This is a genomic window from Stenotrophomonas sp. ZAC14A_NAIMI4_1 (assembly GCF_003086915.1).
Taxonomy (GTDB): Bacteria; Pseudomonadota; Gammaproteobacteria; order Xanthomonadales; family Xanthomonadaceae; genus Stenotrophomonas.
On record NZ_CP026002.1, the window covers coordinates 1978956 to 1990333 of the forward strand.

11 protein-coding genes and 2 riboswitches are annotated in these 11378 nt (G+C 68.8%); of the genes, 4 read left to right on the forward strand and 7 right to left on the reverse strand.

Features of this window, described 5'->3' with window-relative positions:
* Positions 1-112: 112 nt before the first annotated feature.
* The 3 genes from C1926_RS09085 to C1926_RS09095 all read right to left on the reverse strand — a co-directional run bounded on the left by C1926_RS09085 (position 113) and on the right by C1926_RS09095 (position 3221).
* On the reverse strand, positions 113-1477 hold the full coding sequence (locus tag C1926_RS09085; RefSeq protein ID WP_108747464.1) for an MATE family efflux transporter: 1365 nt from the start codon (positions 1475-1477) through the stop codon (positions 113-115).
* Between the two features lie 177 nt (positions 1478-1654).
* Complete coding sequence (locus C1926_RS09090) at positions 1655-2230, reverse strand: DUF3106 domain-containing protein (protein ID WP_079225391.1); 576 nt, start codon at positions 2228-2230, stop codon at positions 1655-1657.
* Positions 2223-3221 carry a hypothetical protein gene (locus C1926_RS09095; RefSeq protein ID WP_108758964.1) on the reverse strand — a complete coding sequence of 333 codons (999 nt, stop codon included), beginning with the start codon at positions 3219-3221 and terminating at the stop codon, positions 2223-2225. Before C1926_RS09095 ends, C1926_RS09090 begins: the two co-directional genes overlap by 8 nt.
* A 414-nt stretch (positions 3222-3635) precedes the next feature.
* Here C1926_RS09095 and C1926_RS09100 point away from each other — a divergent pair, with 414 nt between their 5' ends.
* The gene (locus C1926_RS09100) at positions 3636-5813 is read left to right on the forward strand and encodes a primosomal protein N' (protein WP_108758965.1); all 2178 of its coding nucleotides are present in this window, start codon (positions 3636-3638) and stop codon (positions 5811-5813) included.
* Between the two features lie 94 nt (positions 5814-5907).
* Here the strand turns inward: C1926_RS09100 and C1926_RS09105 are convergent, their stop codons facing one another.
* Both C1926_RS09105 and C1926_RS09110 read right to left on the reverse strand, forming a co-directional pair.
* Positions 5908-6528 carry a glutathione S-transferase gene (locus tag C1926_RS09105; protein ID WP_079223662.1) on the reverse strand — a complete coding sequence of 207 codons (621 nt, stop codon included), beginning with the start codon at positions 6526-6528 and terminating at the stop codon, positions 5908-5910.
* 82 nt (positions 6529-6610) lie between these two features.
* Positions 6611-7387, reverse strand: coding sequence for an NYN domain-containing protein (locus tag C1926_RS09110; RefSeq protein WP_079225393.1), 777 nt, complete (start codon positions 7385-7387; stop codon positions 6611-6613).
* A 108-nt stretch (positions 7388-7495) separates the two neighbouring features.
* Here C1926_RS09110 and C1926_RS09115 point away from each other — a divergent pair, with 108 nt between their 5' ends.
* Both C1926_RS09115 and C1926_RS09120 read left to right on the forward strand, forming a co-directional pair.
* Complete coding sequence (locus C1926_RS09115) at positions 7496-8773, forward strand: NAD(P)/FAD-dependent oxidoreductase (protein ID WP_108758966.1); 1278 nt, start codon at positions 7496-7498, stop codon at positions 8771-8773.
* A 107-nt stretch (positions 8774-8880) separates the two neighbouring features.
* Complete coding sequence (locus C1926_RS09120) at positions 8881-9273, forward strand: DUF2004 domain-containing protein (RefSeq protein WP_108758967.1); 393 nt, start codon at positions 8881-8883, stop codon at positions 9271-9273.
* A 202-nt stretch (positions 9274-9475) separates the two neighbouring features.
* On the opposite strand, the gene C1926_RS09125 is transcribed toward C1926_RS09120, so the two are convergent.
* Both C1926_RS09125 and C1926_RS09130 read right to left on the reverse strand, forming a co-directional pair.
* Positions 9476-9886: a hypothetical protein gene (locus C1926_RS09125; RefSeq protein WP_108758968.1), complete on the reverse strand. Its 411-nt coding sequence runs from the start codon at positions 9884-9886 to the stop codon at positions 9476-9478.
* Between the two features lie 75 nt (positions 9887-9961).
* Positions 9962-10237: a GIY-YIG nuclease family protein gene (locus C1926_RS09130; protein WP_079223667.1), complete on the reverse strand. Its 276-nt coding sequence runs from the start codon at positions 10235-10237 to the stop codon at positions 9962-9964.
* 40 nt (positions 10238-10277) lie between these two features.
* Positions 10278-10367: riboswitch (glycine riboswitch) on the forward strand.
* Between the two features lie 13 nt (positions 10368-10380).
* A riboswitch (glycine riboswitch) is annotated at positions 10381-10484 on the forward strand.
* A gap of 84 nt (positions 10485-10568) precedes the next feature.
* Here C1926_RS09130 and C1926_RS09135 point away from each other — a divergent pair.
* On the forward strand, positions 10569-11186 hold the full coding sequence (locus C1926_RS09135; protein WP_079223669.1) for a trimeric intracellular cation channel family protein: 618 nt from the start codon (positions 10569-10571) through the stop codon (positions 11184-11186).
* Positions 11187-11378: the final 192 nt, after the last annotated feature.

An 11378-nucleotide genomic window follows, 5' to 3' on the forward strand; every position in this document is an offset into this window, starting at 1 on the left:
GCGCTCCGGATGGCTTCTTGCCGTGGTAACAGCATAGCCGGTGCCGTGTGAGGCGGCATCGGACACAAGTCAGGGGTTCGCCCGTCACGGGGTGTGGTGACGGGCGCGACGATCATTCCAGGGCCGACTGGCCGATGCGCAGGCTGCTGCGGCGCAGGCGCCAGCCCATCAGGATGGCAGCGGCGGTCAGGCCGACGATCAGGCCGATCCACATGCCCTGCGGCCCCATGCCCAGGCCCAGGCCGAGCCCGGCACCGAGCGGCATGCCCAGGCCCCAGTACGCGAACATGGCGATGAACATCGGCACGCGCGTGTCCTTCAGCCCGCGCAGCGCGCCGGCCGACAACACCTGGATGCCATCGGGGAACTGGAAGGTGGCCGCGTACAGCAGCAGGGTCGACGCCAGGCCGGCCACGGCCAGGTCGTTGGTGTAGACGCCCACAATGGCATCGTGGCCGAACAGCAGCACCGCCGCCGACAGCGTCTGCGTGCCCATGATGATCGCGTAGCCGGCCCACGCCGCGCGGCGCACGCCGAAGCCATCGCCACGGCCGACCGCATGGCCCACGCGCACGGTGGTGGCCTCGGCCACGCCCATCGGGATCATGAAGCACAGCTGCGCGACGTTGATCGCGATCTGGTGCGCGGCGGCCTCGTTGGCACCAAGGCGGCCGATCAGCAGCGCGGTGACGATGAACAGGCCGCCTTCCATCAGCACGGTGATGCCGATCGGCAGGCCGGTGCGCAGCAGGTCCCAGATCGCCGCCGGGCGCGGGCCCTCGAAGTGCGAGAACAGCTGCAGGTGGGCGAAGCGCTTGGTGAACCACAGGTAGGTGCCGAAGGCGATGGCCTGCAGCCACATCATCACCGCCGAGGCGATGCCCAGGCCTTCGGCGCCCATTTCCGGGAAGCCGAACTTGCCATTGGCCAGCACGTAGCCCATCGGCGCCAGCACCAGCAGGCCGCCGAAGCCGAGCAGCATGGTCGGCAGCGTCCAGTGCATGCCCTCGCTGAGATAGCGCATGCAGAAGTACAGGGTCAGCGCCGGGCCACCCCAGCGCACCGCATGCAGGAAGGCCGTGGCCCCCGGCACGATGTCCGGGGCGATGCCGAAGGCCGGCAGCAGCGGCGGCACCACGGTGAGGAAGGTGAACATGATCAGGCCCAGGCCCAGCGCCAGCCACAGCGCCTGGCGGAACAGCGGGCCGATCTCGCGCTCGCGGCCGGCGCCGTGCAGCTGCGACACCGAGGCGGTGAGCGAGATGAGCGTGCCGATCGGGATCAGCATCGGCAGCCACAGCAGCGCGGTACCGATGGTCACCGCAGCGAGGGTGGCGGTGGCGTGGTGGCCGGCAATGACGTTGTCGACGAAGGAGATCAGACCGGTGGATACATGGCCCAGCACCAAAGGCAGGGCGAGCAGACCGGTCGCGCCGACTTCCTTGCGGAAGCGCGGCGTGGAGGTTGCAGTAGACATGGGAGTACAGGACGCCAACTACGGTTGCGCGCGAAGGGCACAGGCACCGGGTTGCGGCCGGTCATTTTACGGGCAAACGGTGCCGCCCGCTGGGTAGAGTCGACCGTTGGTCGACTGCTCTTCACGTGGATCCCGGCAACACGCGCGTGTTGCGCGGAAGTCGACCAACGGTCGACTCTACTGGCCGGCCTGGCGCTTCAGCCAGGCGTCGCGTTCGGCCGCCGGCACGGCGAGGAAGGCGCTGCGCACGGCGTCGCGTTCCTGCGGCGGGGTGCGCTGGGCCACCAGCGTCAGTTGCGTCAACTGCGCGGGACTGAGCTGGCGCAGCGCGGCCAACGCGGCCTCGCGCTGCTCCGGCGGCACCAGGCCGAACAGGCCGTGCAGCTTGGGGAACTGCATGCCCAGCTGCGGCCCCAGCCGCCAGCCATCGCGGAAGGTCTGGTCCTGGGCCTGGAACTGCTCGCGCAGGCGCTGCTGCTGTTCGGCCGGCAGCGCGGCAAAGCGGGCGGCCGCCTGGCGGATGCGTTCGCGCTCGCCCTCCGGCAGTGCTTTCCACGAGGCGTAATCGGCACGACGCTGGCGCTGCTGCTCCGGGCTGAGCTGGGCGAAGGCGGCAGGCGATCGCGTATCGGCCATCGATGCCGGCGTTGCGCCCGCTGGTGCGGGCGGCAGCGGAACCTCCAGCGAGGGCGGCGCGGCGGCCAGCGACAGCGGCAGGGCCAGCAGCACGCTGGCAAACAGGAATTTATTCATCGGCAGCAGCGGTTTCCAGCGCGGCACCGACCGGCTCGGGGCGGGTCGGCTTGGGTTCGGATTCATCCACGGGCAGCGGGCCGCCTGCAGCGCTCCACGCATACAGGTCGGCATCGGCAGCCAGCGGATAGTCGCGGTCGGCCAGCATGGCGGCGTCCTCGGCCGCATGGCCATCGGCGGCAGCGGTCGGCTGCACCTCACTGGCCGGCAGGGCTTCAACGGTGACCGGACCGGACTCGGCGACCACGCCTTCCGGCAGCGGTGCATCGCTGGCCGTCGCGTGATGCTGCCAGTAACGCCAGCCCAGGGCGGCCGCCAGCAGCACCACCACCGTGACCAGCAGGATGACCGGGCCGCGCCAGCGCGGCGCACCGCTGTTGGGGCGGCGGCGCTTGGGCGTGGAGCGCTCGTCGCGCTCCGGCGTGCGCCAGCTGGCGGTGGGGGCCTGGTTGTTCGCAGCCGGTGCAGCAGGCTGCTGCAGCTGCTGCAGGCGCTTGGCCGGCAGATCGCGGATGCGCAGCTGCACCTGCTCGGCCAGGCCGCGCCAGGCAGCGGCGTCGGGCTGGCCTTGGGCATCACGCGGGCAGGCGGCGCCCAGCAGCTGCTGGTAGCCATCCTCATCGATGTCCAGCACGCGGGTGGCGATGCCTTCATCCAGGCTGCCACCGATCCGCAGCAGCAGGGCCAGGCGCGGCAGCGGTGGCATGTCGCCCAGCGCGGCCAGCGACGGCGGCCATTGCCCGGCGGCCGGCTCGCGCAGGGCCTGGCGCTGGCCCAGCAGGGTCCAGAAGCGGGTCGGCCACTGCGCCATCGGCAGGTCACTGGCCACGGCGGAGAAGGCGCGCATCACCGCCACCAGGGTCTGCTCGGCGCGGGCGGGGTCACCGCACTGCAGCTCGGCAACCACCAGCGCGCGGCGCTCGACGCCACGCAGGAACGCCGACAGCGCGCCGGCCGCGGTCGAGGAAACAGGGGCGGGCACAGCCGTCATCGGTTACTCCAAAGGTCTGACGGCATGATAGCGGCAGCCCATCGGCAGCCGGCAGGACTTGCGCCCACGGGCACTTCGTGCTGCAGGTTGTGCACAGCATCAATGCGGTCCCCGGCCGATTCGTTGTGAAGCCGCGGATTCACCTTGTTTCAGCAATGTTTCACAATCAACTCATTGATTTTGATACTGTTTTTAGTATGGCTATTTTTTGACCAACCCGAGTGTAAAGCCGTCGCCATCGGCCTCACGCGCGCCCGCCGACCGGTAACGCACAACGTTATCCACAGAAGATGTGGATAAGACTGAATCTCTAATAGCCACCGATATTTAGGTGACATTTATGATTCACCGGAAGGCGCGGGCGACGCCATTGCCTCTGCCATCGGCCCCCGCCCTGCCCGTTACACTGCCCCGATGCTCGCCCCCATCCCGACCCTGCAGGTCGCCCTGCCCGTCCCGCTTCCGCGCCTGTTCGACTACCTGCCACCGGAAGGCCCGGGCCCGGCCGTGCCGGTCGGCTGCCGCCTGAAGGTGCCGTTCGGCAACCGCGAGCTGGTGGGGACGGTGGCCGGGCACGGCCAGGTGGACGACGGCCAGGGCCTGCGCCAGGCACTGGCCTGGTGCGACCCGCAGCCGCTGCTGCAGGGCGAGCTGTGGCAGAGCCTGCAGTGGCTGGCCCGCTACACCCATTCACCCTTGGGCGAAGTGGTGAACACCGCCCTGCCCGGCCCACTGCGGCACGGCGAGGCCCTGCCCGACACCCATCACTGGGGCTGGCAGCTGACCGCCGCCGGCCAGGCCCAGCGCGAAAAGCTGCGCGCCGGCACCCGCCCGCGGCAACTGGCCGAACTGCTGGGCGAGGCCGTGGTCGACGAAGACGTGCTGGGCGCGCGCATGGACGACTGGCGCACCGCCGCGCGCAGCCTGGCCAAGCGCGAACTGGCCGAGCGCGTGGCCCTGAGCGTGGCGCCGCAGCATGCGCAGCCACTGCCCGGCCCCACCCTGAACCCGGAGCAGGCCGAGGCCGTGGCCGCGATCACCGCCGCCGAGGGTTTCCACGCCTTTCTGCTGGACGGAGTGACCGGCAGCGGCAAGACCGAGGTCTACCTGCAGGCCATCATCCACTGCCTGGCGCAGGGGAAGCAGGCGCTGGTGCTGGTGCCGGAAATCGGCCTGACCCCGCAGACCCTGGCGCGCTTCCGCGGCCGCCTCGGCATCGCGGTGCATGCACTGCATTCGGGCTTGAACGACAACGAGCGCGCCCGCGTCTGGGCCGCTGCCTCGCGCGGCGAGGCACGGGTGATCGTCGGCACTCGTTCGGCGGTATTCACCCCGCTGCCGCAGGCCGGCCTGCTGATCGTCGACGAGGAACACGACGGCAGCTACAAGCAGCAGGACGGCATCCGCTACCACGCCCGCGATTTCGCCCTGGTGCGGGCCAAGGCACTGGGCATCCCGGTGCTGCTGGGCAGCGCCACGCCGTCGCTGGAAACCCTGCACAACGCCTATGCCGGCCGCTACACGCACCTGCGCCTGAAGCAGCGCGCCGGTGATGCACGGCCACCGCGCGTGCGCATCCTCGATGTGCGCAAGCGGCCGCTGCACGATGGGCTCTCTGCCGACGTGCTGGCCGGTATCGGCGAACACCTGCAGCGCGGCCAGCAGGTGCTGGTGTTCAAGAACCGCCGCGGCTATGCACCGGTGCTGCTGTGCCATGACTGCGGCTGGACCGCGCCCTGCCAGCGTTGCGATGCGCCGATGACCGTGCACGGCGGCGGCCGTCGCCTGCAATGCCACCACTGCGGTGCGCGGCAGCCGGCGCCGCTGGCCTGCCCGGCCTGTGGCAGCCTCGCGCTGCAGCCGCAGGGCATCGGTACCGAACGCCTGGAAGAGCACCTGGTCAGCGCCTTCGCCGATTACCCGGTGGTGCGCATCGACCGTGGCACCACCTCGCGCCGCGATGCCCTGGAACAGCAGTTGGCGAAGCTGGGCGATCAGCCCGGCATCCTGGTCGGCACGCAGATCCTGGCCAAGGGCCACGACCTGCCCAAGCTGACCCTGGTGGTGGTGGTGGGCATCGACGAAGGCCTGTTCTCGGCCGACTTCCGCGCCAGCGAGAAGCTGGCCCAGCAGCTGATCCAGGTGGCGGGCCGTGCTGGTCGCGCGCGCGACCCCGGCGAAGTCTGGCTGCAGACCCATCACCCGGGGCACCCGTTGCTGGAAACCCTGGTGAGCGGTGGCTACCACCCGTTCGCGCAGGCCGAGTTGAACCAGCGCCAGGCCGCAGGCTTCCCGCCCTTCGCGCACCTGGCACTGATGCGTGCCGAAGCCCAGCAGGTGGAGCATGCCAACGCGTTCCTGCTGGCGGCGCGGCAGCTGCTGGGCGAACAGAACGTGGTGGAAGCCTATGGGCCGATGCCGGCGCCGATGCCGCGCCGCGCCGGTTACCAGCGCACGCAGCTGCTGCTGTCGGCCATGCAGCGGCCACCGCTGCACGGCGTGCTGGCACAGCTGGTGCCGCAGCTGTATGCGCTGCCGGAGGCACGCAAGGTGCGCTGGTCGCTGGATGTGGATCCGACGGACCTGTATTGAAGGGTCAGAGCCCACCCTTCGGGTGGGATCCGACCCCGCGGCATTGGGGTCGGATCCCTCTCGCAGAGAGGGCTCTGACCCCGGTCGCCATCGCTTACGTCAGCGGCGACATCACGCCGCGCTGGTACGCCGGGCGCTCGCGCAGGCGGGCATACCAGTCGGCCAGGTGCGGCAGCTCCGGGCGCTGGATCGGCAGTTCGTACCAGGCGTAGATCAACGAACCCAGCGGAATGTCGCCCATCGCGAACTTCTCGCCCGACAGCCACGGCTGGTTGGCCAGGGTCGCATCGGCCATCGCCAGGTAATCACCGGCGCGCACGATGGCGGCGCTGATGCGTGCTTCATCACGGTCGGCCGGCGCGGTGCGCATGATGCCCCAGATCAGTTCGGAGTACAGCGCGGCCATCCGCGAGGTGCTCCAGTCCATCCACTTCTCGGCCTGCGCGCGTTCCATCGCGTCTTCGGCGTACAGCGTGCCCAGCGAATAGCGCGCGCTCAGGTAGCGCACGATGGTGTTCGATTCCCACAGCGGCAGGCCGTGGTCTTCGATCACCGGCACCAGGCTGTTGGGGTTCATCGCCACGTACTCGGCCGACTGCGTGCCGCCATGGCTGCCGCCCACTTCGATGGATTCATACGGCAGGCCGATTTCCTCGGCGCACCACAGCACCTTGCGGACGTTGCTGGAATTACGGCGGCCCCAGATCTTCAACATTGCGGTTTTCCTTGCCTGCAGCGGTGCGCCACGGTGGCGCGGTGCCGCTACGATACGCCCATCAAACGCGATGCGCGTGGCATCACCGGTTCTTCTTCGGCAGCGCGCGCACGTAGGACGATTTTCCGTCCTTCTTCAGCTCGAACAGGCCGATGGCCGCCAGCAGGTCGCTCAGCTTGCCGTAGCCATAGTTGCGCGGGTCGAACGAGGCCTGGTTGCCGATCTGGCTGCCAACCGGCCCCAGGTGCGACCAGCCATCCTCGCCCTCGGCGGCCGACACCGCACGCCGCAGCATCTTCACCAGGCGCGTGTCGTTGCGCAGTTCCGCGCTGTTCTTGCGCGGGCGCACCTCGTCGCTGGCCACCTGCCCGCTGGGCGCCTGCTCTGCCCCGGCCTCGGCATCGGGAACACTGGCATGGGTCTGGCCCAGCGCTTCCAGGTAAGTGAACTTGGAGCAGGCGTTGACGAACGGCTCGGGCGTCTTCTTCTCGCCGAAGCCATACACCTTCACGCCGTCGGTCAGCAGGCGCATCACCATCGGGGTGAAGTCGGCATCGCTGGACACGATGGCGAAGCCATCAAGATTGCGCGCGTACAGCAGGTCCATCGCATCGATGACCATGGCCATGTCAGAGGCGTTCTTGCCCTTGCTGTAGGCAAACTGCTGGATCGGGCGGATGGCGTACTCGTGCAGCACCGATTCCCAGCCCTTCAGGCGCGGGCTTTTCCAGTTGCCATAGGCGCGGCGCACGTTGGCCACGCCGTAGCGGGCCACCTCGGCCAGGACTTCGTCGATCTTCGATGCCGGCGCATTGTCGGCGTCGATCAACAGGGCGATGCGCTTTTCCGGTTCGGACATGATTTCCTCGGTGGGCTGCAGGCTGAGCGGAGTATCGCCCATGGCCACTGCCGGCCATGTGACGTGCGATGATGCAGGGCGACATCCATCCCCCTCTGGAGTACGTCGATGCGCCGCGAACCAGTCCCCCACCTGGTCATCATCGGCGGCGGTTTTGCGGGCCTCTGGGCCACCCGGGCCCTGGCCCGCGAGAAGATCAGGATCACCCTGCTCGACCGCCGCAACCACCACCTGTTCCAACCCCTGCTGTACCAGGTCGCCACCGCCGGCCTGTCGGCCCCTGATATCGCCGCGCCGCTGCGCCATATCCTCGGCCACCAGCGCAACGTGGAAGTGCGCCTGGGCGAGGTCGTCGCCATCGACAAGACCGCCCGCCAAGTGCAGCTGGCCGACGGCAGCACCCTGGGCTACGACAGCCTGCTGCTGGCCACCGGCGCCACCCACGCCTACTTCGGCAACGACCAGTGGGCCGCCGACGCGCCGGGCCTGAAGACCCTGGACGATGCCATCGCCCTGCGCCGCAAGCTGCTGCTGGCCTTCGAACGTGCCGAGGCCGAACCGGACCCGGCGAAGAAGGCCGCCTGGCTGAGTTTCGCGGTGGTCGGAGGCGGCCCTACCGGCGTCGAACTGGCCGGCACCCTGGCCGAGATCGCCCGCCACACCCTCCGCAATGAATTCCGCCACATCGACCCGGCCAGCGCCAAGGTGCGCCTGGTCGAGGCCGGCCCGCGGGTGCTGTCCTCCTTCCCCGAGGTGCTTTCGCTGAAGGCCCGCCGGCAGCTGGAAAAGCTGGGCGTGGAAGTGCTGACCGGCACTCCGGTGAGTGACATCGACAGCCTGGGCTTCACGCTGGGCGAGCAGTTCGTGCCCGCACGCACCGTGGTCTGGGCCGCTGGCGTGGCCGCTTCGCCGCTGGCGCGCACGCTGGACGTGCCGCTGGACCGCGCCGGCCGCGTGCTGGTGCAGCCCGACCTGACCCTGCCCGGCCACCCCGAACTGTTCGTGGCCGGCGACCTGGCCGCGGTGAACCAAGCCAACGGCAAGCCGGTGCCCGGCGTGGCGCCCGCCGCCAAGCAGATGGGCAAATACGTAGCCGATGCCATCCGCGCGCGCCTGCATGGCAAGCCGGCACCGGGGCCGTTCAAGTACGCCGACTACGGCAACCTGGCCACCATCGGCCGCATGGCCGCCATCGTGCATCTGGGCAAGCTGCAGCTGTCGGGCATCCTCGCCTGGTGGTTCTGGCTGGCCGCGCACGTGTTCTTCCTCATCGGCTTCCGCAACCGCGTGGTGGTGCTGCTGAACTGGGCGGTGGCGTACTGGAGCTACCAGCGCAGCGCGCGCATCATTTTTGGTGATGACCAGGAAGACCGACGGCCGAGGTAACGGCCTGCACTACGCCGGGGTCAGAGCCCTTTCCTGCGGAAAGGGATCTGACCCCGGGCATGAAGGGGTCGGATCCCTTTCCGCAGGAAAGGGCTCTGACCCCGGGCATGAAGGGGTCGGATCCCTTTCCGCAGGAAAGGGCTCTGACCCGCCTCCCAATCACTACCCAAAGGAATGCCCTGACCACCCCGACCGCCCAGCAGAAACGCGCACGCTCCGCCCTTGAACAGTTGCTGGGCACCGAAGAAGGCGAGGACAGCGTCGACCTGTTCGTGCAGCATCATCTGGACGAGATCGAAGCCGATTACTGGAACGCGCAACTGGGCACGGCCACGCCGGCGGCCGGCGCGGTGCTGGGCCTGCTGCAGCCGCGCGAGCCGTGGGAAGACGAGGGTTCGGTGCACGTCGATTTCGAGCTGCCGGGCGACGTCTCGCAGTATGTGCTGAGTGTCGAGTTCGATGAGGACGGCGAAGTGCTTGGCGTCTCGATGGAGAGCTGAGCACGGCGGCGGCATTCACGCACGCCATGTGCAAATGAGGGTGTAGAGCCGAGCCCATGCTCGGCTCCTGAACTGCCAACGCAGCCGAGCATGGGCTCGGCTCTACGCAAGCGCGCCACGCACTCACTTGCGGCGCTCGTCGGGCGTATCGCCCAGCAGGGCAAGCGTGGGCTGGAGGGCGTCATCCACGCACGGCGTGGATCTACATCAGACCCATTTCATCGGCGCCCATCTGCATGTACATGAACGCGGCGGCTTCGTCGGACATCGGCTGGCCCTGCGGGAAGCTGTCGAGCCAGGCGGTGATGCGCGCATGGCGATCCTTCAACGCATCGCCCATTGCCTGTTTCTCCGCGGCGGTCGCACGCGCCTGCATCTCCTCGCGCAGCAGGTCATCGCCGATGCCCCATTTTTCGGCCAGCGGAATCAGGTCGACCAGATCAGGCGGCACCCGGTCGCGGCGCAGGTGGATGGGCTCGGGCGTGGCCGGGCCACGCTGCGCGGTTAGCTCTGCGGCGCTGCCGATCTGCCCGTGCTGCAGCGGTGGCGGGGTCTGGGCGCACGCCGGCAGGGCGGTACCGAGGGTCAACAGCAGCATCCAGCGGGGTTTCATCGAACCGCTTCCTGTGTCGATGGCTGTGGCGATCATGGCATGGCCGGATGTGCCCCATCCACGCATGGCGTGGATCTACGGGACGGCCTCGGCCGGGGCCTGCAGCCAGGCCAGCTTGCGTTCGCGTGGCTGCTGCTTCAGCTGCCACTCGGCGCGGGAGGCGGCCGCGCGGTCCGGGTATTCACGCACGGCCAGCACGCGCAGCGGCGGCCGGGCCCGCGTGTAGCGGGCGCCCTTGCCGGCCTGGTGGGCGGCGAAACGCGCCTCCACATCGGTGCTGATGCCGGCGTAATAGCTGCCGTCCCGGCATTCAAGCAGGTACAGGAACCACGGGCGAAGGGACGGGGCCATGCCCGGATTATGCCGTGCTGCACTGCAGCGGATATACTGGCGCCCGAATGCAGGAGAGAGGCGCCACGCTGGCGCCCGCCGAAGGCGCAGGCTCCCATGATCGCTCAGGCCGGTGGGCTGGAATCCCACCAACCATGCATTCGACTCGCCGAGCTGGAGAGAGGTCACCGGGCACGCCCGGAACGATCCGCCGAAGGGGCACGCGGCCTACGCCGCTGAACTCTCAGGCAAAAGGACAGCGGGAGCGGCACCGGTCATCGTCATCCCGTCATTGCGCAGGCAGTGGCGGTATACGCGCATGGCCGGCCCCACCGCGCCCGGAGCCTGTCCCATGCTGCTGTCCATCATCTATCTCGTTGCCATTTCCGCCGAAGCCATGACCGGCGCGCTGTCCGCCGGCCGCCGCCGCATGGACCTGTTCGGCGTGGTCATGATCGCCTGCGTCACCGCCCTTGGCGGCGGTTCGCTGCGCGACATCCTGCTCGGCCACTACCCGCTGGGCTGGGTGAAGCACCCCGAGTACCTCGGCTTCACCGTGTGCGCGGCGCTGATCGCCACCTGGGTGGCGCGCTGGATGCACCATTTCCGCCGCACCTTCCTGGTGCTCGATGGCCTGGGCCTGATCGCCTTCACCCTGATCGGCTGCTCGATCGCGCGCGAGGCCGGCCATGCGATGCCCATCGTGCTGATCGCCGGCATGCTCACCGGCGCCTTCGGCGGCGTGCTGCGCGACATCCTCTGCAACGAGGTGCCGCTGATCTTCCAGAAGGAGCTGTACGCGATCATTTCGCTGCTGACCGGCGCGGTGTACCTGCTGCTGCTGCGCTGGGGCGTGGCCGATGCGACGGCCATCCTGTGCTGCCTGGGTGGTGGCTTCGCGCTGCGCCTGCTGGCGATCCATTACCGCTGGGAAATGCCCAAGTTCGTCTACCACGACGAAGTGCATTGAGCGCTCTTTGTAGAGTCGAGCCATGCTCGACTGTTCCTGGCAGAAGCAGTCGAGCATGGCTCGACTCTACAAACGCAGTCGAGCAAGCTCGACTCTACAAGAGCGGTCGGGCATGACCTTGGTCATGCGGCAATCGTCTGACTGATTGGCTACCATTGACGCCCCGTCGCTCGCGCGACGGCATCCAGCCAC